General features: G+C 61.6%; 25 protein-coding genes and 1 tRNA gene. 22 read left to right on the top strand and 4 right to left on the bottom strand.

The features are described 5' to 3' along the window. Nucleotides 1-7 precede the first annotated feature (7 nt). From NJ69_RS03685 to murB, 4 genes are read left to right on the top strand one after another with little or no spacing between them, the layout of a single operon-like run. Nucleotides 8-193, top strand: coding sequence for a Trm112 family protein (locus NJ69_RS03685; protein WP_029612980.1), 186 nt, complete (start codon nt 8-10; stop codon nt 191-193). Further along, the gene (kdsB, locus tag NJ69_RS03690) at nt 190-954 is read left to right on the top strand and encodes a 3-deoxy-manno-octulosonate cytidylyltransferase (protein WP_029612981.1); all 765 of its coding nucleotides are present in this window, start codon (nt 190-192) and stop codon (nt 952-954) included. Before NJ69_RS03685 ends, kdsB begins: the two co-directional genes overlap by 4 nt. Continuing rightward, nucleotides 954-1,418 carry a low molecular weight protein-tyrosine-phosphatase gene (locus NJ69_RS03695; RefSeq protein ID WP_029612983.1) on the top strand — a complete coding sequence of 155 codons (465 nt, stop codon included), beginning with the start codon at nt 954-956 and terminating at the stop codon, nt 1,416-1,418. The genes kdsB and NJ69_RS03695 overlap by 1 nt, the downstream gene beginning before the upstream one ends. Next, the gene (gene murB / locus NJ69_RS03700; RefSeq protein WP_039576286.1) at nt 1,415-2,434 is read left to right on the top strand and encodes a UDP-N-acetylmuramate dehydrogenase; all 1,020 of its coding nucleotides are present in this window, start codon (nt 1,415-1,417) and stop codon (nt 2,432-2,434) included. The genes NJ69_RS03695 and murB overlap by 4 nt, the downstream gene beginning before the upstream one ends. An 88-nt stretch (nt 2,435-2,522) precedes the next feature. Here the strand turns inward: murB and rne are convergent, their stop codons facing one another. Continuing rightward, the gene (gene rne, locus NJ69_RS03705) at nt 2,523-5,849 is read right to left on the bottom strand and encodes a ribonuclease E (RefSeq protein WP_039576288.1); all 3,327 of its coding nucleotides are present in this window, start codon (nt 5,847-5,849) and stop codon (nt 2,523-2,525) included. 739 nt (nt 5,850-6,588) lie between these two features. Between rne and rluC the strand changes: the two genes are divergently transcribed. Genes rluC through NJ69_RS03720 form a run of 3 tightly spaced genes read left to right on the top strand, consistent with a single transcriptional unit; the run spans nt 6,589 to nt 9,229 of the window. After that, nucleotides 6,589-7,545: a 23S rRNA pseudouridine(955/2504/2580) synthase RluC gene (rluC, locus tag NJ69_RS03710; protein ID WP_039576290.1), complete on the top strand. Its 957-nt coding sequence runs from the start codon at nt 6,589-6,591 to the stop codon at nt 7,543-7,545. Between the two features lie 6 nt (nt 7,546-7,551). Then, nucleotides 7,552-8,241: an HAD family hydrolase gene (locus NJ69_RS03715; protein ID WP_039576291.1), complete on the top strand. Its 690-nt coding sequence runs from the start codon at nt 7,552-7,554 to the stop codon at nt 8,239-8,241. Next, nucleotides 8,234-9,229: a S49 family peptidase gene (locus NJ69_RS03720; protein ID WP_039576293.1), complete on the top strand. Its 996-nt coding sequence runs from the start codon at nt 8,234-8,236 to the stop codon at nt 9,227-9,229. The genes NJ69_RS03715 and NJ69_RS03720 overlap by 8 nt, the downstream gene beginning before the upstream one ends. 37 nt (nt 9,230-9,266) lie before the next feature. Here NJ69_RS03720 and NJ69_RS03725 read toward each other — a convergent pair whose 3' ends face one another. Continuing rightward, on the bottom strand, nt 9,267-9,845 hold the full coding sequence (locus NJ69_RS03725; protein WP_039576294.1) for a Maf family protein: 579 nt from the start codon (nt 9,843-9,845) through the stop codon (nt 9,267-9,269). A gap of 95 nt (nt 9,846-9,940) precedes the next feature. Between NJ69_RS03725 and NJ69_RS22280 the strand changes: the two genes are divergently transcribed. From NJ69_RS22280 to NJ69_RS03800, 15 genes are all read left to right on the top strand, one after another. Next, nucleotides 9,941-10,468, top strand: a complete 528-nt coding sequence (locus NJ69_RS22280; RefSeq protein WP_080754710.1) for a YceD family protein — start codon at nt 9,941-9,943, stop codon at nt 10,466-10,468. 13 nt (nt 10,469-10,481) lie between these two features. Then, nucleotides 10,482-10,664 (top strand): 50S ribosomal protein L32, encoded by a 183-nt coding sequence (gene rpmF / locus NJ69_RS03735; RefSeq protein WP_008096416.1) that lies wholly within the window; start codon nt 10,482-10,484, stop codon nt 10,662-10,664. 3 nt (nt 10,665-10,667) lie between these two features. Beyond that, entirely contained in the window at nt 10,668-11,678 is a 1,011-nt protein-coding gene (gene plsX / locus NJ69_RS03740; RefSeq protein WP_080754711.1) for a phosphate acyltransferase PlsX, read from the top strand. Nucleotides 11,679-11,805: 127 nt separating this feature from the next. Beyond that, nucleotides 11,806-12,744 (top strand): ACP S-malonyltransferase, encoded by a 939-nt coding sequence (gene fabD / locus NJ69_RS03745; RefSeq protein ID WP_080754712.1) that lies wholly within the window; start codon nt 11,806-11,808, stop codon nt 12,742-12,744. A 17-nt stretch (nt 12,745-12,761) separates the two neighbouring features. Further along, nucleotides 12,762-13,502: a 3-oxoacyl-ACP reductase FabG gene (gene fabG / locus NJ69_RS03750; protein ID WP_039576305.1), complete on the top strand. Its 741-nt coding sequence runs from the start codon at nt 12,762-12,764 to the stop codon at nt 13,500-13,502. A gap of 204 nt (nt 13,503-13,706) precedes the next feature. Beyond that, nucleotides 13,707-13,943: an acyl carrier protein gene (acpP, locus tag NJ69_RS03755; protein ID WP_029612986.1), complete on the top strand. Its 237-nt coding sequence runs from the start codon at nt 13,707-13,709 to the stop codon at nt 13,941-13,943. A 171-nt stretch (nt 13,944-14,114) separates the two neighbouring features. Then, the gene (fabF, locus tag NJ69_RS03760; protein ID WP_029612988.1) at nt 14,115-15,359 is read left to right on the top strand and encodes a beta-ketoacyl-ACP synthase II; all 1,245 of its coding nucleotides are present in this window, start codon (nt 14,115-14,117) and stop codon (nt 15,357-15,359) included. Continuing rightward, a complete protein-coding gene (gene pabC, locus NJ69_RS03765) occupies nt 15,359-16,180 on the top strand; it encodes an aminodeoxychorismate lyase (RefSeq protein WP_039576307.1) in 822 nt (273 codons plus the stop codon). Before fabF ends, pabC begins: the two co-directional genes overlap by 1 nt. 3 nt (nt 16,181-16,183) lie before the next feature. Further along, nucleotides 16,184-17,359, top strand: coding sequence for an endolytic transglycosylase MltG (mltG, locus tag NJ69_RS03770; protein WP_039576309.1), 1,176 nt, complete (start codon nt 16,184-16,186; stop codon nt 17,357-17,359). Nucleotides 17,360-17,377: 18 nt separating this feature from the next. Further along, nucleotides 17,378-18,010, top strand: coding sequence for a dTMP kinase (tmk, locus tag NJ69_RS03775; RefSeq protein WP_039576310.1), 633 nt, complete (start codon nt 17,378-17,380; stop codon nt 18,008-18,010). After that, complete coding sequence (locus NJ69_RS03780) at nt 18,003-18,989, top strand: DNA polymerase III subunit delta' (RefSeq protein ID WP_039576312.1); 987 nt, start codon at nt 18,003-18,005, stop codon at nt 18,987-18,989. Before tmk ends, NJ69_RS03780 begins: the two co-directional genes overlap by 8 nt. Before the next feature lie 36 nt (nt 18,990-19,025). Further along, nucleotides 19,026-19,808, top strand: coding sequence for a TatD family hydrolase (locus tag NJ69_RS03785; protein WP_039576314.1), 783 nt, complete (start codon nt 19,026-19,028; stop codon nt 19,806-19,808). Nucleotides 19,809-20,208: 400 nt separating this feature from the next. Further along, nucleotides 20,209-20,844 carry a TetR/AcrR family transcriptional regulator gene (locus tag NJ69_RS03790; protein WP_029612997.1) on the top strand — a complete coding sequence of 212 codons (636 nt, stop codon included), beginning with the start codon at nt 20,209-20,211 and terminating at the stop codon, nt 20,842-20,844. A 134-nt stretch (nt 20,845-20,978) separates the two neighbouring features. Then, a complete protein-coding gene (locus NJ69_RS03795; protein WP_039576316.1) occupies nt 20,979-21,584 on the top strand; it encodes a DUF4823 domain-containing protein in 606 nt (201 codons plus the stop codon). A 10-nt stretch (nt 21,585-21,594) separates the two neighbouring features. Beyond that, nucleotides 21,595-22,155, top strand: a complete 561-nt coding sequence (locus tag NJ69_RS03800) for a DUF1285 domain-containing protein (protein ID WP_039576318.1) — start codon at nt 21,595-21,597, stop codon at nt 22,153-22,155. A gap of 78 nt (nt 22,156-22,233) precedes the next feature. Here NJ69_RS03800 and NJ69_RS03805 read toward each other — a convergent pair. Further along, nucleotides 22,234-22,309: transfer RNA gene (locus NJ69_RS03805), tRNA-Asn, on the bottom strand. Between the two features lie 62 nt (nt 22,310-22,371). Next, complete coding sequence (locus tag NJ69_RS03810) at nt 22,372-23,568, bottom strand: amino acid aminotransferase (RefSeq protein WP_039576319.1); 1,197 nt, start codon at nt 23,566-23,568, stop codon at nt 22,372-22,374. Nucleotides 23,569-23,699: the final 131 nt, after the last annotated feature.

A 23,699-nucleotide genomic window follows, 5' to 3' on the forward strand; every position in this document is an offset into this window, starting at 1 on the left:
CACCCTCATGGACACCAAACTGCTAGATATCCTGGCCTGCCCGATCACCAAGAGTCCGCTCAAGCTCAGTGCCGACAAGACCGAACTGATCAGCAAGGCTGCTGGCCTGGCCTATCCGATCCGCGAGGGCATCCCGGTGATGTTGGAAAGTGAAGCGCGCACTTTGACTGACGATGAGCGTCTGGACAAATGAGTGTGACGTTCACGGTCGTTATTCCCGCGCGACTGCACTCCACCCGTCTGCCTGGCAAGCCACTGCTGCCGATTGCCGGTAAACCGATGGTGCAGCATGTCTGGGAGCAGGCCTGCAAGAGCAGCGCCAGCCGTGTGGTGATTGCGACCGACGACACCAGTATCGTCCAGGCGTGCCAGGCGTTTGGCGCTGAAGTGCTGCTGACCCGCGCCGACCATGAGTCCGGTACCGACCGACTGGCCGAGGTCGCCGCCCATTTGGGATTGCCCGCAGAAGCCATTGTGGTCAATGTGCAGGGTGACGAGCCGTTGATTCCGCCTTCGATCATCGACCAGGTGGCGGTCAATCTGGCAGCTCATCCGGAAGCGGGCATCGCAACCCTCGCCGAGCCGATCGACGAGCCGCAGACCGTATTCAATCCCAACGCTGTCAAGGTGGTCAGCGACAAGCACGGGCTGGCCCTGACGTTCAGCCGGGCACCACTGCCCTGGGCGCGCGAAGCGTTCGCCCGTGATCGTGAGCAACTGCCCCATGACGTGCCCTATCGCCGACACATCGGCATGTATGCCTATCGGGTGAGCTTCCTTCAGGATTTCGTCGGCTGGGGGCCTTGCTGGCTCGAGCAGACTGAATCGCTGGAGCAACTGCGTGCGCTTTGGCATGGGGTGCGTATCCACGTGGCCGATGCGCTGGAGGCCCCGGCCGTCGGTGTCGATACGGCCGAAGACCTTGAGCGCGTGCGGCGCTTGCTGGAGGTATGATGCGTATCTTGTTCGTCTGCCTGGGCAATATCTGCCGGTCGCCGACCGCTGAGGGCGTGCTGCGCCAGCAGTTGCAGGCTGCCGGGCTTGCTGACCGCGTGCAAGTGGCCTCGGCCGGCACCGGCGACTGGCACGTGGGTAACCCCCCCGACAGCCGCACCTGCGCAGCTGCCCGGGCGCGCGGCTATGATCTCAGTGCGCAGCGCGCCCAGCAGGTCAAGGCGTCCCATTTCAGCGAGTACGACCTGATCCTGGCCATGGACAACAGCAACCTGCGCGACTTGCAGGCCCTGCGTCCGAGCGGTACGAGTGGTGAGCTTGATCTCTTTCTGCGCCGCTACGGCGCCGCGCTGGATGAAGTGCCGGACCCCTATTACCGCGGCGCCGAGGGTTTCGAGCAGGTCCTCGACTTGATCGAGGCCGCGTGCCGTGAACTGGTGGTGGATATCAAGGGGCGGATATGACGATGCAGTGGCAGGAGCATGCGTCGCTCAAGCCGTTCAATACCTTTGGCATCGACGTCAAGGCGCGGTGGCTGGCACAGGCCCACAACGACGCGCAGGTGCGTTCGGCCTTGGAGAGTGCTATCCAGCGACAGATCCCGGTGCTGGTCATCGGCGGTGGCAGCAACATGCTGTTCACTCGCGACGTCGACGCCTTGGTACTGCACATGGCCAGCCGTGGTCGACGGATCTGTAGCGACGATGGCGAACGGGTCGTCGTCGAGGCCGAGGCCGGTGAGCCTTGGCATCCATTCGTCCAGTGGAGCTTGGCCCAAGGGCTATGCGGTCTGGAAAACCTGAGCCTGATTCCGGGTACGGTTGGCGCTGCTCCCATGCAGAACGTCGGCGCCTATGGGGTGGAGATCAAGGACGTCTTCGCGGGTTTGACGGCCCTGGATCGACAGACCGGCGAGTTGTGTGAGTTCACGCTCGAACACTGTGCGTTCGGCTATCGAGACAGTGTGTTCAAGCGTAACCCAGGCCGCTGGTTGATTCTGCGTGTTCGTTTTCTGCTCAGTCGCACGCTGAGCGCGCACCTGGATTACGGGCCGGTGCGCCAGCGGCTGCAGGAGCAGGGCATCGAAGCGGTGACGGCGCAGGCTATCAGCGATGCGATCAGCAGCATTCGCCGTGAGAAGCTGCCGGACCCTGCTGAGTTGGGCAATGCCGGCAGCTTTTTCAAAAATCCTGTCGTTTCAGTTGCCTTGGCTGAGCAGATTCGCACGCATTATCCGAATCTTGTGGCTTATCCACAGGCTGACGGTGGGGTGAAACTGGCGGCGGGCTGGTTGATCGAGCAAGCGGGATGGAAAGGCCATCGCGAAGGTGACGCAGGCGTGCACCGTTTGCAATCGCTGGTGCTGGTCAATCACGGTCTGGCCTCGGGCGCTCAGATGCAGGATCTGGCCCAGCGAATCCAGGCTGATATCCTCGAGCGCTTCGGTGTGGCGCTGGAAATGGAACCCAACGTCTACTAAGCCACGGCTACCTCTCGTGCTGGAACGTTGAATAAGAAAAGGCCCCGCCAGTTCGCACTGGCGGGGCCTTTTCATTCAGCAGGCTGAATCAACCGTGGTGAGGCTTGTGCTCATTCTCGGAGGTTTCCAGTGCGGGTGCAGCGGCGGCCGCAGCGGCTTCAGCCTCGCGTTTGCGGCGACGTACCTCACGCGGATCGTTCGGTGCACGACCGTTCGACAGCATGACAGTCGAGGCTGGCGCCACGGCTGGCTCTTCGACCACTGCCGTTTCGGCTACGGCAGGAGCGGGCTCTTCGGCAACTGCAGGCGCGGCAGGGGTAGCAGCGGAAGTCTCGACTTCGGGCTCGACCGCAACCGGTTCGACCGTTGCAGCCTCGACGGAGGACGCGGGCACTTCCTTGCTTTCGATGACCGGGGCCTTCTCAGCGGCGACCACTTCCACGGCCGGTGCTTCAAGGGCTGGCGTCTCAGCAGCCGTTTCCGGCTCGCTGGCAGCGATGTGTGCTACCGGTTCAGGGACGACCTCGACAACTGGCTCGACGCTCGGCTCAACCACTGCGACAGGCTCGCTGAACGGCTGTTCAACGACTGGCGCAATAGTAACGTCCTCAGCCTTGACCTCAGCCTTGACCTCAGCCGGCTGCGCCTGCACCTGAGTCTGCTCGACGGGTTGAGCTGCTTCGTGCTGCTCGGTCTCGGCGACAGCGGCAGTCGCGCGCTCGGCTTGCTCATTGGCCTGGGCTTCGGCATTGGCGCTGACCGCGCTGGTAGCCACAGCGGCAGTTACCGCCAGGCCTGCAGCCAGTTCGGCGCCCAGTTCTGTGGCCTTGTGCTGCTGAGCTGGCTGCTCTTCGCTGCCTTCTTCCTCGCTGCCTTCGATCAACTCGCCATTGGCGTTGCGCTGGCGCTCGCGGCGATTGCTGCGACGACGTTGACCGCGCGAACGACGACGTGGGCGCTCGCCATCGGTGCTTTCCTGATCGTCCTGCAGGTGCTCTTCGTCAGGCAGTTGCTCTTCGCTGGTCTCGGCGGCTTGTTCGGCAGTGCGTGGCTGACGCTCTTCGCGCGGCTGGCGTGGTTGGCGTTCCTCGCGCGGTGCGCGCTCTTCGCGAGCTGGGCGCTCCTCACGTGCGGCCTGCTCTTCGCGGGCCGGACGCTCTTCGCGCACAGCAGTGTGCTCTTCTCGCGGAGCACGCTCTTCACGGGTTACACGTTCTTCGCGAGGAGCACGTTCTTCGCGCGGTGTGCGTTCTTCGCGAGGGGCACGTTCTTCGCGAGGGGCGCGTTCTTCACGTGATGCGCGTTCTTCACGTGGCGCACGCTCTTCACGGGCCACACGCTCCTCACGAGGGGCGCGCTCTTCACGGGCCACCGCAGGGGTGGCATCCAGCGGCTCGCGCAGTTCGCGCACGCGCTCTTCGCGGTTGCCACGGCGATCTTCACGCGGTTGGCGCGACTGGCGCTCTTCGCGAGGGGCGCGTTCTTCACGAGGGGCACGCTCTTCGCGCGGCTGACGCTCTTCACGAGAGGTGCGCTCGCTGCGCTCTTCACGCGGCTTGCGTTCTTCGTCGCGACGGCCGTTACGATTGCGGCTCTGCTGACGACCGTTGCGGCGCTCTTCGTTGCGCGCGGTGCGCTCGGTGGCAGGTTTCTGCACAGTGGCGGCCGGTGCGACGACGGGCTCTTCCTTCCCGGCGAACAGGCTGACCAGCGACTTGACCAACCCCTTGAACAGGCTCGGCTCCGGGACGGCGACGTGTGCTGGAGCAGGCGTCGGCGTGCTTGGTTGCTCTTCGCTAACGGTCGGCGTCGGTGCGTTGGTGCGGGCCGGCGCAGTCTTCACGGCGGCTTCCTGGCGAACCAGTGTACGGGTGGCGGTGGGTTGCGGCGCTTCTTCGGTCTCGCTGGTGGCGATCTCGTAGCTGGATTGGTTGGTCAGCACGTCCGGGTTGTCGTCGCGCAGGCGCTGGACTTCGAAGTGAGGGGTTTCCAGATGATCGTTGGGCAGGATGATGATGCGCGCACGGGTGCGCAGTTCGATCTTGGTGATCGAGTTGCGCTTCTCGTTGAGCAGGAACGCGGCAACCGGAATCGGCACCTGGGCACGCACCTCGGCGGTACGGTCCTTCAGTGCTTCTTCCTCGATCAGGCGCAGGATGGCCAGCGACAGGGATTCGACGTCGCGGATGATGCCGGTGCCCGAGCAGCGGGGGCAGACGATGCCGCTGCTCTCGCCCAGCGATGGGCGCAGGCGCTGGCGAGACATCTCCAGCAGGCCGAAGCGCGAGATGCGGCCGACCTGTACACGGGCGCGGTCGGCTTCCAGGCATTCGCGAACACGTTCTTCGACGGCGCGCTGATTCTTGGCTGGCGTCATGTCGATGAAGTCGATGACGATCAGGCCGCCGATGTCACGCAGACGCAGTTGGCGGGCGATTTCTTCGGCCGCTTCCAGGTTGGTCTGCAGGGCGGTTTCCTCGATGTCGCTGCCTTTGGTGGCGCGCGCCGAGTTGATGTCGATCGAGACCAGTGCTTCGGTCGGATCGATGACGATGGAACCGCCGGATGGCAGGTCAACCACACGTTGGAAGGCAGTTTCGATCTGGCTTTCGATCTGGAAGCGATTGAACAGCGGGACGCTGTCTTCGTACAGCTTGACCTTGCTGGCGTACTGCGGCATGACCTGGCGGATGAAGGTCAGTGCTTCTTCCTGGGCATCGATGCTGTCGATCAGCACTTCACCGATGTCCTGGCGCAGGTAATCGCGGATGGCGCGGATGATGACGTTGCTTTCCTGGTAGATCAGGAAGGGCGCGGCGCGGTCAAGGGAGGCTTCCTTGATGGCGGTCCACAGTTGCAGCAGGTAATCGAGGTCCCACTGCATTTCTTCGCTGCTGCGGCCAAGGCCAGCGGTGCGCACGATCAGGCCCATGTCGCCCGGTACGGTCAGGCCGTTGAGGGCTTCGCGCAGTTCGTTGCGTTCTTCGCCTTCGATGCGACGAGAAATACCGCCAGCGCGTGGGTTGTTTGGCATCAGCACCAGGTAGCGGCCGGCGAGGCTGATGAAAGTGGTCAGGGCTGCACCCTTGTTGCCACGCTCTTCTTTTTCGACCTGGACGATGACTTCCTGGCCTTCGCTCAGGACTTCCTTGATGTTGACACGGCCTTCAGGGGCCTTCTTGAAGTACTCGCGGGAGATTTCCTTCAGCGGCAGGAAGCCGTGACGTTCGGAGCCGAAGTCGACGAAAGCGGCTTCGAGGCTGGGTTCGATGCGAGTGATCTTGCCCTTGTAGATGTTGGCCTTTTTCTGCTCGCGGGCACCGGACTCGATGTCCAGGTCGTAGAGGCGTTGGCCATCCACCAGTGCTACACGCAACTCTTCGGGTTGAGTCGCGTTAATCAGCATTCTTTTCATGTTGTACCGTCGGTTTCCGGGCTGCCGGAAACGGCGTTCGGCACACACGACGTCTCATGGTCGGTGCCAAGGTGCGCAAAGGGTGGCATGCCACCCCCGTGTCCAGCGACGTTCGGCACCAGCCGGTTGCCCAGCCTGCCGTTGTCGCGACGACGCGTCCTGTTTGCTGCGGTGCCTATCGCACTCAGTCAGGAGGAGGAATCAGCCGAGGGCCGTGGACGCCTCTGGGGCGTCTGCAAACACCGGTTCCGCTCGCCGGGCCAATACAGTGGGCCGGTGCCGGCCGTGCTTCACGGTCCGGGCTGTACATCTCCACCCTGCACGTATCCCTGATAATTCGGGTGCTGCCGCGCGCTGAATCCGCAACGGGTTGCATTTTTCGCCAGCGCCGTATCTGCGCTGACGCCATTCATGTCCAAGGCTGGTGTTTCCGAAGTGTTCGCCAGGCGCTGCACGGAAGCGACAAGGCGGGGCAGGGGCATGCGAAAAAGAACAGGAGGGAGATGGAACACCGCACTTGTCGTTTTTTTCGTTCTTCTCTGCTCGGCGCTGGTGGCGATTCCAGGCATCTCGGTAAACTGGCACACACCCCGTCGGACGGCCTCGCGTCCTCGAGAATTGCGTTGGCCAGAGACGGTGCGAAACCGTGCGTTACTGGCCTACCGCTTTGGGCGGCGTTCGCGACTATAGCAGCAATGATTAAGTGCTTCAATTCCATAAAAATTGTTATGATCCTGCGATGACGACCAATAATCCCCCGACTTCCGGCGTTCAGCTGATCGAAGTCGCGCCGGAACTTGCCGGCCAGCGTATCGACAACTTCCTCATCACCGCGCTCAAAGGCGTGCCCAAGACCCTTATCTATCGCATCCTGCGCAAGGGTGAGGTGCGTGTGAACAAAGGGCGCATCAAGCCCGAGTACAAGCTGCAGGCCGGCGATATCGTGCGCGTGCCGCCCGTGCGTCTGCCCGAGCGCGACGAGCCGGCGCCGGTGGCGCCAGGGCTGTTGCAGCGCCTGGAGGCGGCGATCGTCTATGAAGACAAGGCCCTGATCGTGATGAACAAGCCGGCTGGCATCGCCGTGCACGGCGGCAGCGGTCTGAGCTTCGGTGTCATCGAGGCGCTGCGCCAGCTGCGCCCCGACGCCAAGGAGCTGGAGTTGGTGCACCGTCTGGATCGCGATACCTCAGGCCTGCTGATGATCGCCAAGAAACGCAGCATGCTGCGCCACCTGCATGCCGCGCTGCGCGGCGATGGCGTGGACAAGCGCTACATGGCCTTGGTGCGGGGTCATTGGCCGACCTCGAAGAAGCAGGTCAATGCGCCTCTGCAGAAGAGCAACCTGCGTTCCGGCGAGCGCATGGTCGAAGTGAATGACGAGGGCAAGGAAGCGCTGACGCTGTTCCGTGTGTTACGTCGCTTCGGCGAGTTCGCCACGCTGGTCGAGGCTCGTCCGATCACCGGGCGCACGCACCAGATCCGTGTCCACACCCTGCATGCCGGGCACATGATCGCGGGCGACAGTAAATATGGCGATGAAGATTTCACCCGCGAAATTCGTGATCTGGGGGGTAAGCGCCTGTTCCTGCACGCCTATGCGCTGACGGTGCCGCTGCCCGATGGCGGCGAGCTCAAGCTCGAGGCTCCCGTCGATGAGGCGTGGGCCAAGACAGTCGAACGCCTGGGGGCAAGCTGAGCGGCCATGCGCAAACCCTATGAATTGCTGATCTTCGACTGGGACGGCACCCTGGCCGACTCCATAGGCCGTATTGTCGATTCGATGAATCTCGCCGCTGAGCGCGCGGGTGAGATCCCCAGTGCCGAGGCTGCCGTGAAGGGAATCATCGGTCTGGCGCTGGATGAGGCGATCTCGGTGCTCTATCCGCACCTTGACGCGAATGAAGTGGCACGTTTTCGACAGCATTATGCCGATATCTATACCGACCTCGACCGGCAGCCTTCGCCGTTGTTCGAGGGTGTGGCGCAATCGCTGGAGGTCTTTCGGGCGCAGGGCTATCGCCTGGCGGTGGCCACCGGCAAGGCGCGGCGAGGGCTGGATCGGGTGCTCAAGGCCAATGGCTGGGAGGACTTTTTCGATATCACCCGTGCTGCCGACGAGACCCGTGGCAAGCCTCATCCGCTGATGCTTCAGGAAATTCTCGCGCATTGCCGGGTCGAGGCGGGCGAGGCGTTGATGGTTGGGGATTCGGCATTCGATTTGCAGATGGCCAACAATGCTGGCATGCACTCGGTGGCCGTGGGCTACGGCGCGATGTCGCTTGAGGCGCTCGCCGAGTTTGGGCCGCAGGTGTGCATCGAGCATTTTTCACAATTGCGCGAGTGGCTGGCTGGCGCTGCGCGCTCCAATTCCAAGGTAGGTGAGCATGGCTGACGAGTGGAAGGCGCCTGCATCCGAAGATGCAGTCGAGGGCAAGGAAGAGCGCAAGAGCTGGAAGCTGCTGGAGAAGACGCTCCTGGCCAGTGTTCAAGAGCAGCGGCGTGCGCGGCGTTGGGGGATCTTCTTCAAGTTGCTGACGTTCATCTATCTGTTCGGCATCCTGTTCCTGTTCTCGCCCTTCATGGACATGGAGTCCACGGCCTCGCGCAGTGCCAGTCATACGGCGCTGGTCGAGGTGCGTGGGGTCATCGCGGATCAGGAAGCTGCCAGTGCCGACAACATCATCAAGAGCCTGCGGGAGGCATTCAAGGATGCCAAGACCAAGGCGGTGGTGATGCGCATCAACAGCCCGGGCGGTAGTCCGGTGCAGGCAGGGTATGTCTACGACGAGATACGTCGCCTGCGCGCCGAGTACCCCGCGATCAAGCTGTATGCGGTGATCACGGATCTAGGGGCCTCTGGTGCGTACTACATTGCCAGTGCGGCTGATGAGATCTATGCCGACAAGGCCAGTCTGGTGGGCTCGATCGGCGTGACGGCGGCAGGCTACGGGTTTGTCGGGGCGATGGAGAAGCTGGGAGTGGAGCGTCGCGCTTACACCTCGGGCGAGCACAAGGCGTTCCTCGATCCGTTCTCGCCGCAGAAGCCGGATGAAACAGCGTTCTGGCAAGGTGTGCTGGATACCACGCACAATCAGTTCATCGCGATGGTCAAGCAAGGTCGTGGCGATCGCCTGAAGGACAAGGAACACCCTGAGCTGTTCAGTGGTTTGGTCTGGTCTGGTGAGCAGGCCAAGGCTTTGGGGTTGGTCGATGGCCTGGGCAGCGCCAGCTATGTGGCGCGTGATGTCGTCGGCGAGAAAGAGTTGGTCGACTTCACCGTGCAGGAATCGCCTTTCGATCGCTTCTCCAAGCGCATGGGTGCCAGCGTGGCTGAGCGTCTTGCGCTGTACATGGGGCTTCAGGGGCCTTCATTGCGCTGATGCGCGCTAGCGGGGCTGCTCGACGGCCCCGCCGGTTTCAGGGTACTTGCACGCCCTCCTTGAGCAACATGTCCACCAGGCGTATGAGGGGCAGGCCGATCAAGCTTGTCGCGTCGCTGCCGTGTGTGCTCTGAAAGAGCGAAACGCCCAATCCCTCGGCCTTGAAGCTGCCGGCGCAATCCAGTGGTTGCTCGGTCTGTACGTAGCGCTCCACGCGCTGGCGGTCCAGTTCGCGCAACGTCACGGTGAAGGGGATGCAGTCAACCTGGCAGTGGCCTGTGGCGCTGTTGAGCAGGGCCAGGCCAGTCAGGAAAGTGACGGATTGTCCGCTGGCGGCCAGCAGTTGCTCACAGGCGCGCTCGGCGCTGTGTGGTTTGCCGAGGATACGTTCGCCGAGCACGGCGACCTGGTCCGAACCGATGATCAGGTGCTGTGGGTGATGTTCGGCCAGGGCTTGGGCCTTGAGTCGAGCGAGTCTGCGGACCAGTTCAGCAGCGGTCTCGTCGCCTTGGCGCGCTTCGTCTATGTCGGGACTCGCCCAGGTGAAGGGCAGGTGCAGGCGCTGGAGCAGTTCGCGCCGGTAGGGGGAGCTCGAGGCGAGCAGCAGAGGAAGCATGGTGGACTCCTTGGCAGTTGCCGTGATTCTAACATGCGTCAAGCTGCCGAATTTCCTTTGACAGAGGCGGGGGGCGTCCCTAGAATGCTGCGCCTATGTTGAATGACCCGATTCCACCTCACGTTGACCCGCGCAAATTAGCCGATCGTGGCGTAACCCTCGAGGGTTCGCTGCAACTCGCTGATTTGGAAAGACTCTGCGACCCGCTTTCCGACACTGTCGGTACGGTGCAGGCGAAGTTCGATTTTGAGCGAGACGAACAGCACGTTGTGGTTATCCACAGCGATTTGAATGTCGAAGTCAAAATGGTTTGCCAGCGTTGTCTTGAGCTGGTCACCCTGCCGATCCATAGCGAATGTACGTACGCTGTGGTGAAGGAGGGTGCGAATACCCAGTCGTTGCCGAAAGGCTATGACGTGCTGGAACTGGGCGAAGATCCTTTGGATCTGCAGGCGCTGATCGAGGAAGAGCTTTTGCTCGCCCTTCCTATCGTGCCTGCTCATCATCCGGAAGAATGCCAGCAGCCGGCGGGCGCAGACGAGCCCGAATCGAGCAAGGACGAGGTATCGCGGTCCAACCCGTTCAGTGTCTTGGCGCAGTTAAAGCGTGACCCAAACGTTTAGGAGTTAATCAATTATGGCTGTTCAGCAGAACAAAAAATCCCGCTCTGCCCGTGACATGCGTCGTTCGCACGATGCCCTGTCGGAAAACGCGCTGTCCGTAGAAAAGAGCACTGGTGAAGTTCACCTGCGCCACCACGTGTCGCCAGAAGGCGTCTACCGTGGTCGCAAAGTGATCGACAAGGGCGCTGACGAGTAATCCTTGTCCGCTCAGATCATCGCGATCGACGCAATGGGCGGGGACTTCGGTCCCCGCAGCATTGTTGAGGCCAGTATCGCTTGCCTTTCGGCTACCCCCTCGCTCCATCTGACCCTCGTCGGTCAAACCTCCCTTCTCGAAGAACTCGTCAGTGGCCTTGCAGCCATCGATCGCGCGCGCCTGCGGATCGTGGATGCCAGCGAAGTGATTGGTATGGATGAGCGGCCCTCGCAGGCCTTGCGCGGCAAGCCTGACTCTTCGATGCGTGTCGCGCTCGAGCTGGTCCGTGATGGCAAAGCGCAGGCGTGCGTAAGCGCCGGCAATACGGGCGCTTTGATGGCCTTGTCGCGTCTCGTGCTCAAAACCTTGCCGGGTATCGATCGGCCGGCCATGGTGGCGGCCATTCCTACACGGCAAGGTTACTGCCAACTGCTCGACCTGGGTGCGAACGTCGACTGCAGCGCCGATCACCTCTACCAGTTTGCTGTGATGGGGTCGGTGGCGGCGCAGGCGCTGGGCGTGCGCCGCCCACGAGTAGCTCTGCTGAACATCGGTACCGAAGACATCAAGGGCAATCAGCAAGTCAAGCTGGCTGCCAGTTTGCTGAAGAACGCCCGTGGCCTTAACTATGTCGGTTTCATTGAAGGTGACGGGCTGTATCGCGGCGAGGCCGATGTGGTGGTGTGCGACGGCTTCGTGGGCAATATCCTGCTCAAATCCAGCGAAGGGCTGGCAACCATGGTCGGCGAGCGTCTGGAAGCGTTGTTCAGGGCCGGTTTGTTCGCCCGTGTTGCGGGTGCTTTGGCCAGGCCCTTGTTGCGGCGCCTGCAATCGGACCTGGCGCCGGCGCGGCACAACGGCGCAAGCTTTCTGGGATTGCAGGGTATCGTCGTGAAAAGCCACGGGTCGGCGGGTGTGCAAGGCCTGCAGAGTGCTATCCAGCGGGCGCTGATCGAGATTCAGGAAAATCTACCGCAGCGTTTGCATGGTCGCCTGGAAGACCTGTTGCCTTAGGTGTATCGGCCATGAAGTGGTTAAATGTGACCGCTTGGTCTGCGTTTCCATCCAAGTTTTCAGATTCCGTGCCCTGCCGATGGCAGGGTGCACCCCATTCGACGACAAGATCATAAGGGCTTGTTCAATGTCTGCATCCCTCGCATTCGTCTTTCCTGGCCAAGGTTCCCAGTCACTGGGCATGCTCGCTGAACTCGGTGCCGAGCAGCCGCTGATCATCGAGACCTTCAAGGAAGCTTCCGAGGCTCTGGGCTATGACCTGTGGAAATTGGTCCAGGAAGGTCCCGAGGAACAACTCAATCAAACCGACAAGACGCAGCCAGCTATCCTGACGGCCTCCATCGCGCTATGGCGCCTGTGGCTGGAGCAGGGCGGCGCGCGTCCGGCATACGTTTGCGGTCACAGCCTGGGTGAGTACAGCGCCCTGGTCGCCGCGGGTAGCTTGTCGCTCAAGGACGCCGTACGTCTGGTCGAGCGCCGCGGCCAACTGATGCAGGAAGCGGTGCCGGCCGGTCATGGCGCCATGGCTGCCATCCTGGGGCTGGACGACGCCGTGGTGGTGGATGTCTGTGCGCAGGCGGCCGAAGATGACGTGGTCAGTGCGGTCAATTTCAACTCGCCTGGCCAAGTGGTCATCGCTGGCAACAAGGCTGCAGTCGAGCGTGCCATCGAGCTGTGCAAGGCCAAGGGCGCCAAGCGTGCATTGCCTCTGCCGGTCAGCGTGCCGTCGCACTGCGCCTTGATGAAGCCAGCCGCCGAGCGCTTCGCCGAGGCGGTCAGTGCCGTCGAGTGGCAGGCTCCGCAAATCCCGGTGGTGCAGAACGTCTCTGCCGCCGTACCTGCCGATCTGGACGCCCTCAAGCGTGACCTGCTGGCACAGTTGTACCAACCAGTGCGTTGGGTCGAGTGCGTGCAGACCCTGGCTGCCAACGGCGCGGTCAATTTGGTGGAATGCGGTCCTGGCAAGGTACTGGCCGGCCTGAACAAGCGGTGCGCCGAGGGCGTCACCACTTACAACCTCAATACCCCTGACGCCATCGCCGCCGCCCGCGCGGCGCTGGTCTGACATCTGGAGAAGCTTGCATGAGCCTGCAAGGTAAAGTTGCACTGGTTACAGGTGCCAGCCGTGGCATTGGCCAGGCTATCGCCCTCGAGCTGGGTCGCCAAGGCGCGACCGTGATCGGCACCGCCACTTCCGCCTCTGGCGCTCAGCGCATCGCTGAGACACTCAAGGAACACGGTATCACCGGTACCGGCCTTGAGCTCAATGTCACCAACGAGGCATCCGTGACTGGCGTCCTGACCTCTATCCAGGAGCAGTTCGGCGCGCCGACGATTCTGGTCAACAACGCCGGGATCACGCGTGACAATCTGATGTTGCGGATGAAAGATGAAGAATGGTTCGATGTCATCGACACCAACCTCAACAGCCTTTACCGTTTGTCCAAGGGCGTGCTGCGCGGCATGACCAAGGCCCGCTGGGGTCGTATCATCAGCATCGGCTCGGTGGTCGGTGCGATGGGTAACGCAGGTCAGGCCAACTATGCCGCCGCCAAGGCAGGTCTGGAGGGCTTCAGTCGTGCCTTGGCGCGTGAAGTGGGATCGCGCGGTATCACGGTGAACTCGGTGACGCCGGGTTTCATCGATACCGACATGACCCGCGAGCTGCCAGAAGCACAACGCGAAGCGCTGCAGACGCAAATTCCGCTGGGTCGCCTGGGTCAGGCTGAGGAAATTGCCAAGGTGGTTTCCTTCCTGGCATCTGATGGCGCGGCCTATGTCACCGGCGCTACAGTGCCGGTGAACGGCGGGATGTACATGTAACAGCCGCAACTCAATGTGACGGATTGCTTAAAAAAACAGTCATACTGCGTGCCTAAAATCCGTTATAAAGCTGCAACCAGATTCCAGGCGGCAGGCCAGGCGACTCTCGTGAAGGCGCGTTACGCTTGAAAAGCAGGCGTCTTCCTATAAACTTGGGCACCGGCCAGCTGCCTGACATATATCCACTAGGAGTGAAAACTAGGTATGAGCACCATCGAAGAACGCGTCAAGAAAATCGTCGCCGAGCAACTGGGCGTGAAGGAAGAAGAAGTGACCAACAACAAGTCCTTCGTCGATGACCTGGGTGCCGATTCGCTTGACACCGTTGAGCTGGTGATGGCTCTGGAAGAGGAATTCGAGACCGAAATCCCTGACGAAGAAGCCGAGAAGATCACTACCGTTCAAGCCGCCATCGACTACGTCAACAGCCACAAGGCCTAAGACGTTGTAGTCGACGCTTCTTGTCGGGAAAAACCGCACTGCCTTCGGCGTGCGGTTTTTTCTTTGCGAGCCCTGCTGTCGATACTCGAGCAACCGAGAGCCTGTTGCCATTTCATTCCGGATGGATGAATGCAATGGCAAGAGACTCTGTTATTAGAAAAGGAGAGTGCTGTGTCGCGTAGACGCGTCGTGGTCACCGGTATGGGTATGCTGTCGCCACTGGGTACTGACGTACCGAGCACCTGGCAGGGCATTCTGGCTGGCCGCAGTGGCATCGGTCCGATCGAACACACGGACCTGAGTGCCTACTCCACCCGTTTTGGCGGCTCGGTGAAGGGGTTCGAGGTCGAGCAGTACCTGTCGGCCAAGGAAGCTCGCAAGCTTGACCTGTTCATTCAGTACGGCCTGGCGGCCGGTTTCCAGGCGGTGCGCAACGCCGGCCTGGAGGTCACTGACGCCAATCGCGAGCGTATCGGCGTGGCCATGGGTTCGGGCATCGGTGGCCTGACCAATATCGAAGACACCAGCCGGACCTTGCACGAGCAGGGGCCGCGGAGGATCTCACCGTTCTTCGTGCCAGGCTCGATCATCAACATGATCTCCGGTTTCCTGTCGATCCACTTGGGGCTGCAAGGTCCGAACTACGCCATCTCCACCGCCTGCACCACGGGCACCCACTGCATCGGCATGGCCGCGCGCAACATTGCCTATGGCGAGGCGGACGTGATGATTGCCGGCGGTGCCGAGATGGCTGCCTGCGGTCTGGGCATGGGCGGTTTCGGTGCCTCGCGTGCACTGTCGACCCGAAATGACGAGCCGGCCCGCGCCAGTCGTCCCTGGGACAAGGGGCGTGATGGTTTCGTACTCTCCGACGGTGCAGGCGCACTGGTGCTCGAGGAGCTTGAGCACGCCAAGGCGCGCGGGGCGACCATCTACGCGGAATTGGTTGGCTTTGGCATGAGTGGTGACGCCTATCACATGACCTCGCCACCGGACACCGGAGAAGGGGCTGCACGGTGCATGATCAACGCCTTGCGCGATGCGGGTGTAGCACCATCGCAGGTCAGCTACATCAATGCCCACGGTACCTCGACCCCTGCTGGCGACATCGCTGAAGTCGCTGCTATCAAGCACGTGTTCGGCGAGCATGCCTATAAGCTGGCGGTCAGCTCGACCAAGTCGATGACCGGTCACTTGCTCGGCGCCGCGGGTGCCGTCGAGGCGATCTTCAGTGTGCTGGCGATCAACAGTCAGATGGCGCCTCCGACCATCAACCTGGATGAGCCGGACGAAGGCTGCGATCTGGACTTCGTGCCGCATCAGGCGCGTAGCATGCCGATCGACGTGGTGCTGTCCAACTCCTTCGGTTTCGGCGGGACCAACGGTTCCCTGGTATTCCGTCGGTTCGCCGACTGATGCACAGCTGGATCGACGGCCAGCCTGGCTCTGCGGTCAACCTGCAGAATCGCGGCCTGGCTTACGGCGATGGTCTGTTCGAGACCATCGCCGTTCGCGGCGGCAGGCCTAGCCTGCTGCAGCGTCACCTGGATCGGCTGGCGATGGGGTGTCGGCGCCTGGCGATCGATCTCGATGTGCCGCTCGCTCGCGACGAATTGGTGGCCTATGCGGCGCAACTGGGTGAGGGTGTCGTCAAACTGATGGTCACTCGCGGCGATAGCCCACGCGGCTATGCGCCCGCGCCCGGAGCCCCGGCCCGACGAATCCTGCAGAACAGCCCGCTCCCGGCCTATCCGGCAGCGCATGCCGAGCAAGGTATCTCGCTGTTCGACTGTCAAACGCGCTTGGCTCGGCAACCCCTGCTGGCCGGGCTGAAACACCTCAACCGCCTGGAGCAGGTGCTGGCGCGTGCCGAGTGGCAGGATCCTGCCTACGCCGAAGGCTTGATGCGCGATGCCCAAGGTCTGTTGATCGAAGGTGTCTACAGCAACCTGTTCCTGGTGCGCGATGGCGTGTTGACCACGCCTGAACTGAGTCACTGCGGGGTAGCCGGGGTCATGCGCGGCGCACTCTTGGATCAGGCTCGTGCGCTTGGCATCGAGGCATGCACCGCCGAGCTTGCACAAGCCGATCTGCAGCAGGCCGATGAAGTGTTCACCTGCAACAGCGTCTACGGTATCTGGCCAGTGCGCAGCGTTCCGGCGCTCAAGCTTGACTGGCCGGCCGGGCCGCTCACCCGTAAACTGCAGGCCGTCGCCCGTACGTTACTGGATACCTGATTCGTGAGACGTAAATTCCTGCTGCTGCTGGAGATGGGCCTGGTACTCGCTGGTCTGGCGCTGGGCTGGTCGGCCTGGAAGGTTCATTCGGCCTTGCAGCAACCGCTGCACATCGCTGAGGAGCGACTGATCGACGTGCCCACCGGCACTAACCCCAACCGTATGTTCTATCGCATGCAGAGCGAGGGCTTGATCGACGATGCGCTGTGGCTGCGCCTGTACTGGCGCTTCAATATGGCTGGCACCGCTCTGCACACTGGCGAATACCGCCTGACACCGGGGATGACGGTGGAAGGCCTGATCGACGCCTGGCGCCGTGGCGACGTGGTGCAGTACAACCTGACGCTCGTCGAGGGCTGGACTTTCCGGCAGTTGCGTGCCGCGCTGGCCAAGCATGACAAGATCAAGCATACCCTCGAGGGCTTGTCTGACAGCGAAGTGATGGAGAAGCTCGGTCACGAGGGCGTTTTTCCCGAAGGTCGATTCTTTCCCGATACCTATCGCTTCGTGCGCGGGATGAGCGATGTCGAGCTGTTGCAGCAGGCCTATCTGCGCCTGGATGAGGTGCTGGCCAAGGAATGGGCGCAACGCGCCGGTGATCTGCCCTACAGCGACCCGTATCAAGCCCTGATCATGGCCTCTCTGGTGGAGAAGGAAACCGGCATTGCCCAGGAGCGTGGGCAGATCGCTGGCGTATTCGTGCGTCGGTTGCGCCTGAACATGATGCTGCAGACCGATCCGACAGTGATTTACGGAATGGGTGAACGCTATAACGGCAAGATCACCCGTGCCGACCTGCGTGCGCCAACGCCCTACAACACCTACACCAATACCGGACTGCCACCGACACCGATCGCCATGGTCGGACGCGAGGCGATTCATGCTGCGTTGAATCCATCTGCGGGCACCAGCCTGTACTTCGTTGCCCGTGGCGATGGCAGTCATGTGTTCTCCGACGATCTGAACGATCACAACTCCGCAGTCCGTGAGTATCAGCTCAAGCGCCGGGCCGACTACCGCTCCAGCCCCGCCCCGCGTGCGCCGGCCGGAGCGTCGCCGCAGGCCCAGGACGCCGAGCTTCCTGCCAGCAGCCCGTCACCCTCGAGCGAGGTGCCGGACAGTGTTCCGGGCGAAACCTCCGAATCCTCCGTGTCGGGCGATGCGCCGGCAACCCACTAAGCACATCAAGGAATGCCTGTGAGCGGTCTGTTCATCACCTTGGAAGGCCCCGAAGGCGCGGGCAAAAGCACCAATCGCGAGTATCTGGCGCAGCGCCTGCGCGAGCACGGCATAGATGTCGTGATGACTCGCGAACCCGGCGGCACGCCGCTGGCCGAACGCATTCGCGAGTTGCTGCTGGACCCTAGCGATGAAACGATGGCGGTCGATACCGAGCTGTTGCTGATGTTCGCCGCCCGCGCTCAGCATCTGGCCATGATCATTCGTCCTGCTCTGGCGCGTGGTGCTGTGGTGCTGTGTGATCGTTTCACCGATGCCACTTACGCATACCAGGGCGGCGGTCGCGGTCTGCCCATCGAGCGCATCGCCACGCTGGAACACTTCGTTCAGGGCCAGTTGCGTCCCGACCTGACGCTGGTCTTCGACCTGCCCGTAGAGATCGGCCTTGCCCGCGCAGCGGCTCGTGGGCGTCTGGATCGCTTCGAGCAGGAGGGCCAGCCGTTCTTCGAGGCGGTGCGTCAGGCCTACCTGCAACGCGCTGCTGCGGCCCCCCAACGCTACCATCTACTGAATGCGGCGCAGCCACTGGCTGCGGTGCAGCAAGCCATCGACACGTTGCTGCCCGACATCCTGGAGCGCAGCCGTGGCTGAGGTGTTTCCCTGGCAACAGGCGCTCTGGCAGCAGGTGGCCGGGCGTCGGCAGCATGCCCATGCCTACCTGTTCCAAGGGCCACAGGGTATCGGCAAGCGCGCCTTGGCCGAAGGGCTGATGGCGCTGCTGCTATGCCAGAAACCGCACGCTTCGCAAGCGTGCGGCCAGTGTAAATCCTGCCTGCTGCTCAAGGCTGGCAGCCATCCCGACAACTTTGTGCTCGAGCCGGAAGAGGCCGACAAGCCGATCAAGGTCGATCAGGTGCGTGATCTGGTCGCGTTCGTGGTTCAGACCGCCCAGCAAGGCGGACGCAAGGTGGTGCTGATCGAGCCGGTCGAGGCGATGAACGTCAATGCCTCGAATGCATTGCTCAAGAGCCTGGAAGAGCCCTCGGGCGACACGGTGCTGCTGCTGGTAAGCCATCAGCCCAGTCGCCTGCTGCCGACCATCAAGAGTCGCTGTCAGCAGATTGCGTGCCCGCAACCTACGCCTGCGCAGAGCCAGGACTGGTTGGCTGCGGCATTGCCCGACGTCGATCAGGGCGAACGTGATGAGTTGCTGAGCCTGGCTGCCGGCTCGCCATTGATGGCGCTCAGCTTGCAAGCTCAGGGTGTGCGTGAGCAACGCGCATTGGTCACCGAGGGCATCAAGAAACTGCTCAAGCAACAGCAATCACCTACGCAATTGGCCGAAGCCTGGAATGCAGTGCCGCTGCTGTTGCTATTCGACTGGTTCTGCGACTGGTCGCACCTGATACTGCGCTATCAACTGACCCAGGACGAGGATGGGCTGGGCTTGGCCGACATGCGCAAAGTGCTGCAGTACCTTGCGCAGAAAAGTCGTCAGAGTCGCGTGCTGGAGATGCAGGCCTGGATTCTGGAGCAGCGTCAGAAAGTCATGGGCAAGGCCAACCTCAACCGTGTGCTGCTGCTCGAAGCGCTGCTTGCCCATTGGCTGCAGTTGCCGGGTGCGCGCTGATTCTTCCACCGCTTTTTTCAGATATGTGCCAATCCCATGCTTGTAGATTCCCATTGCCACCTAGATCGTCTTGACCTGAGCGCCCACGCAGGTTCGCTCGACGCTGCCTTGCAGGCGGCTCGCCAGCGCGGGGTCGGGCATTTTCTATGCATTGGCGTGAGCGCCGAGAATGCTGGAGCAGTCAAAGCCCTGAGCGAGCAGTATGGCGATGTCGACTGCTCGGTTGGCGTGCATCCGCTCGATCTGGCGCCGGGCGAGACGCCGGCGCTCGAATGGCTCCTGCGCGAGCTGGCTCACCCTCATGTGGTCGCAATCGGCGAAACGGGTCTGGATTACCACTACGAGCCCGAAGCTGCGACACTTCAGCAGGCGTCGTTCCGCCTGCATCTGGAAGCGTCGCGACAGACCGGCAAGCCGGTGATCGTGCATACCCGTGCCGCGCGGGCCGACACCCTCGCGTTGCTGCGCGAGGCCAACCTGCCACAGGCCGGCGTGTTGCATTGCTTTACCGAAGACTGGGACATGGCGCGGGCGGCACTGGATCTGGGCTATTACATCTCACTTTCCGGGATCGTCACCTTCCGCAACGCCGATGCCTTGCGCGAGGTGGCGCGCCAGGTTCCGCACGACCGCTTGCTGGTCGAAACCGACTCGCCTTACCTGGCGCCGATTCCTTATCGCGGCAAGCCCAACCTCCCGCAATACGTGCGTGAGGTTGCCGAGTACGTAGCGTCGTTACGCGGGGTGAGCTACACCCAGTTGGCCGATCAGACCACCGCCAACTTCAAACGACTGTTCCCGCTGGCACGCGTCGCCTGATCAAGGTTTGCAGCGAGCGATTGATCGATCGCTGCAAACGGCAAAAAAAACCCGGCTTCTGGGGGAGGAATCCGGGTCAAGACCATTAGGAGTAATACACAGGCACGCGGTCCCTAGGTGCCTTCATCAATGCTTCGCTTGGGGGGAAGCTCAGCATCGACACATCTAGTATTGGTCAGTCTTGGCGCTGTGCCAGCGTCGATTGATGATTTTTTAAACAGATTTGGCATACGTTCTCGATGCGACATGCCTTGACCGCATGAGTCGAGGGCGGAACTGCCGTTTTCAGTACCCACCGCACGCACACTCACGATGAAACACTCACGTCAGCGGAAGAACCGTGCAATTTGGCAGCACTTAGGCATAATAATCCGCTTCGATTGTCATCCCAGTCCTTCCTATGCAGAAAGAACCTCGTAAGGTCCGTGAGTTTCGCCGTCGCGAACAAGAGATCCTCGACACGGCGCTCAAGCTGTTTCTCGAACAGGGTGAAGACAGCGTCACCGTCGAGATGATTGCCGACGCGGTCGGCATCGGCAAAGGCACGATCTACAAGCACTTCAAATCCAAGGCAGAAATTTATCTGCGCTTGATGCTCGACTACGAGCGCGATCTGAATGCGCTGCTGCATTCGAGCGATGTCGACCGCGACAAGGAAGCCCTGTCGCGCGCCTATTTCGAGTTCCGCATGCGTGATCCCCAGCGCTACCGTTTGTTCGACCGGCTTGAAGAGAAAGTGGTCAAGGGCAATCAGGTGCCGGAGATGGTCGAGCAGTTGCACAGCATCCGTGCCTCGAATTTCGAGCGTCTTACCCAGTTGATCAAGGGACGGATCAGCGAAGGCAAGCTCGAGGACGTTCCGCCGTATTTCCATTACTGTGCAGCCTGGGCGCTGGTGCACGGCGCGGTCGCCCTGTATCACTCGCCGTTCTGGAGCAACGTGCTGGAAGACCAAGAGGGTTTCTTCCAGTTCTTGATGGATATCGGTGTACGCATGGGCAACAAGCGCAAGCGTGATCCGGACCCCGCCACTTGACCACCCTGTTCCCGGCGGGTTGTGATGAATGCATGCACGAGTCGTTCAACCGGGGGCAGTGATCAGCGAACTGGCGTAAAAGCTGCATCACGCGGCTATTCGCCGGTTTTTCGTCACCGGTCACTGGAGGAAAGATGCGTAGCCTGGTCTTGCTGCTGGCGCTGATGGCGTTGGGCGGCTGCATGAAAGTCAGCGACATGGGGGAGGGGGTGCGCTACCAGTTGAGCGATGCGGGTCTGCTCGACCACAGTGACACGACGCGCACCCTGTCGGTCCGTCTGCAGCCTGACTCTTTCATCTTCATTGGCCAAGGCGCATTCGTTCCGCCGGGTAAAGGCCCGGTACCCAGACAGAACGCCGTCGCTGACGAGGCGTTCAAGAGCTTCGTCGAGTACTTTCCGCTGGTACGTCGCGCGAAGGCTCCCCTGGGTCTGGAAGAAGCCATTGCTGAAGCTCGTTCGGTCGGCGCCCATTATGTGCTCTACACCCGGTTCGCCCGTACGGATGATCGCATCGGCAACGGTGACGAATGGTATGACGAGCAGGCTGTAGATCGTCTTGGCTGGGACACTGGCGTCGTGCAGATGATGCTGATTGAAACCAGCACTCGATATCTGATCGACACTGCGCGGATCAAGAGTCGCGGCGGTTTGTTGACGTTCCACGACAATACGCCCCAGGATTTGCTCGCTGAGCCGATGCGCGAGTACGCTCGCAGTCTTCTTGGGATGAGTCGTTAAGGAGTACGCGATGACGGGTGAGGGCAAGGCCAGTGACATCCTCGGGCAAATTCCCAAGGACAAAGGGCTGCCGCCCGTGCATCTCTGGAACCCTGATTTCTGCGGCGATATCGACATGCGCATCGCCCGTGACGGTACGTGGTATTACTTGGGTACCCCCATCGGGCGCAAGCCCATGGTTCGGCTGTTTTCCACTATCCTGCGGCGTGATGGGGACGATTACTTCCTGGTGACGCCGGTCGAGAAGGTCGGCATTCGTGTCGACGACGCGCCGTTCGTGGCTGTCTCGATGCAGGTCGAGGGTGAAGGCGAGGGTCAGGTATTGCGTTTTATCAGCAATGTCGACGACCAAGCCGAAGCCGGACCAGAACATCCTTTGCGCGTGCACACCTGCGCTGACACGGGCGAGCCAGCGCCTTATCTGCTGATGCGCAGCAACCTGGAGGCACTGATCCACCGCAACGTGTTCTACCAATTGGTGGACCTTGCAGTGCCACGGATGATAGAGGGCCAGTCTTGGCTTGGCGTGTGGAGTCACGGTCAGTTCTACCCGTTGGGGCGAGCCGACTGAGTTGGGGCTGCAGAGAGAAAACGTGCGCCCGAAAACGAAAAACCTCCAGTGCTTGCGCCTCTGGAGGTTTTCAATGTGTGGCTCCGCGACCTGGACTCGAACCAGGGACCCAATGATTAACAGTCATTTGCTCTACCGACTGAGCTATCGCGGAATCTGCGCGTATCTTAATGAATGCCAAGGGGAAGTCAACCCGCCCCTTGGCAAATCAAGCGCTTACAGCACTTCGACGATAGCTTTGGTCACCACGTGGATGTTGCTCTGATTCAGCGCAGCCACAGCGATGCGTCCGGTGTCCAGCGCATAAATGCCGAACTCGTTCTTCAGGCGTGCCACTTGCTCGACGGTCAATCCGGAGTACGAGAACATTCCGACCTGACGGCCGACAAAGCTGAAGTCGCGCTTGGCGCCATATTGGGCCAGCAATTCGACCATCTGCTTGCGCATGCCATGGATGCGTTCGCGCATCTCGCCTAGCTCGGTTTCCCACATCTGCCGCAGTTCGGCGTTGTTGAGTACGGTGGCGACGATGGTAGCGCCATGGGTCGGTGGGTTGGAGTAGGTGGTGCGGATCACACGCTTGACCTGTGACAGCACGCGGGTGCTTTCGTCCTTGGAGCCGGTGACGATCGACAGGGCGCCTACGCGCTCGCCGTACAGCGAGAACGATTTGGAGAACGAGCTGGAGACGAAGAAGTCCAGACCCGATTCGGCGAAAAGACGCACCGCGAGCGCGTCTTCGGCGATGCCGTCGCCGAAGCCCTGGTAGGCCATGTCCAGGAATGGGATATGGTTTTTGGCTTTGACCACTTCCAGCACGTTCTTCCAGTCGTCGAGCGACAGGTCGACACCCGTTGGGTTATGGCAGCAGGCGTGCAGGACGATGATCGAGCCCGAGGGCAGGCTGTTCAGGTCTTCGAGCATGCCGACGCGATTGACGTCGTTATTCGCAGCGTCGTAGTAGCGGTAGTTCTGCACAGGAAAACCGGCCGACTCGAACAGGGCGCGGTGGTTTTCCCAGCTCGGATCGCTGATGGCGACGGTGGCGGTGGGCGACAGACGCTTGAGGAAGTCGGCGCCGATCTTCAGGGCGCCGGTACCGCCGACGGCCTGTACGGTAACCACGCGGCCGGCAGCGAGTAACGGGGATTCTGCACCGAACAGCAGCTTCTGCACGGCTTGATCGTAGCTGGCGATACCGTCGATCGGCAGGTAGCCGCGCGAGGCCCGTTGGGCTGCACGCTGGGTTTCAGCCTCGATCACCGCACGCAGTAGCGGGATGCGACCTTCCTCGTTGCAGTAAACACCAACGCCCAGATTCACCTTGTCGGTGCGTGGGTCGGCATTGAAGGCTTCGTTGAGGCCCAGAATGGGATCGCGGGGTGCCAGCTCGACAGCGGAAAACAGGCTCATTGTTACCTTGGCTCTGAAGTGGAGAGTGATGGGAAAAGCACGCTCCAGCCCAGTGCACTGAAGCGGTGCAAACGGGGAGTCAGTATAGAGATACCGCTGGGTGACCGCGACAGTCCGGCGCAGGTTTTTGC

The sequence above is a fragment of the Pseudomonas parafulva genome, assembly GCF_000800255.1.
GTDB classification, from domain to species: Bacteria; Pseudomonadota; Gammaproteobacteria; order Pseudomonadales; family Pseudomonadaceae; genus Aquipseudomonas; species Aquipseudomonas boreofloridensis.

Coding starts and splice junctions, on each gene's coding strand:
- NJ69_RS03685 (WP_029612980.1), top strand. CDS start 8: ATGGACACCAAACTGCTAGATATCCTGGCCTGCCCGATCACCAAGAGT.
- kdsB (WP_029612981.1), top strand. CDS start 190: ATGAGTGTGACGTTCACGGTCGTTATTCCCGCGCGACTGCACTCCACC.
- NJ69_RS03695 (WP_029612983.1), top strand. CDS start 954: ATGCGTATCTTGTTCGTCTGCCTGGGCAATATCTGCCGGTCGCCGACC.
- murB (WP_039576286.1), top strand. CDS start 1,415: ATGACGATGCAGTGGCAGGAGCATGCGTCGCTCAAGCCGTTCAATACC.
- rne (WP_039576288.1), bottom strand. CDS start 5,849: ATGAAAAGAATGCTGATTAACGCGACTCAACCCGAAGAGTTGCGTGTA.
- rluC (WP_039576290.1), top strand. CDS start 6,589: ATGACGACCAATAATCCCCCGACTTCCGGCGTTCAGCTGATCGAAGTC.
- NJ69_RS03715 (WP_039576291.1), top strand. CDS start 7,552: ATGCGCAAACCCTATGAATTGCTGATCTTCGACTGGGACGGCACCCTG.
- NJ69_RS03720 (WP_039576293.1), top strand. CDS start 8,234: ATGGCTGACGAGTGGAAGGCGCCTGCATCCGAAGATGCAGTCGAGGGC.
- NJ69_RS03725 (WP_039576294.1), bottom strand. CDS start 9,845: ATGCTTCCTCTGCTGCTCGCCTCGAGCTCCCCCTACCGGCGCGAACTG.
- NJ69_RS22280 (WP_080754710.1), top strand. CDS start 9,941: ATGTTGAATGACCCGATTCCACCTCACGTTGACCCGCGCAAATTAGCC.
- rpmF (WP_008096416.1), top strand. CDS start 10,482: ATGGCTGTTCAGCAGAACAAAAAATCCCGCTCTGCCCGTGACATGCGT.
- fabD (WP_080754712.1), top strand. CDS start 11,806: ATGTCTGCATCCCTCGCATTCGTCTTTCCTGGCCAAGGTTCCCAGTCA.
- fabG (WP_039576305.1), top strand. CDS start 12,762: ATGAGCCTGCAAGGTAAAGTTGCACTGGTTACAGGTGCCAGCCGTGGC.
- acpP (WP_029612986.1), top strand. CDS start 13,707: ATGAGCACCATCGAAGAACGCGTCAAGAAAATCGTCGCCGAGCAACTG.
- pabC (WP_039576307.1), top strand. CDS start 15,359: ATGCACAGCTGGATCGACGGCCAGCCTGGCTCTGCGGTCAACCTGCAG.
- NJ69_RS03785 (WP_039576314.1), top strand. CDS start 19,026: ATGCTTGTAGATTCCCATTGCCACCTAGATCGTCTTGACCTGAGCGCC.
- NJ69_RS03790 (WP_029612997.1), top strand. CDS start 20,209: ATGCAGAAAGAACCTCGTAAGGTCCGTGAGTTTCGCCGTCGCGAACAA.
- NJ69_RS03795 (WP_039576316.1), top strand. CDS start 20,979: ATGCGTAGCCTGGTCTTGCTGCTGGCGCTGATGGCGTTGGGCGGCTGC.
- NJ69_RS03800 (WP_039576318.1), top strand. CDS start 21,595: ATGACGGGTGAGGGCAAGGCCAGTGACATCCTCGGGCAAATTCCCAAG.
- NJ69_RS03810 (WP_039576319.1), bottom strand. CDS start 23,568: ATGAGCCTGTTTTCCGCTGTCGAGCTGGCACCCCGCGATCCCATTCTG.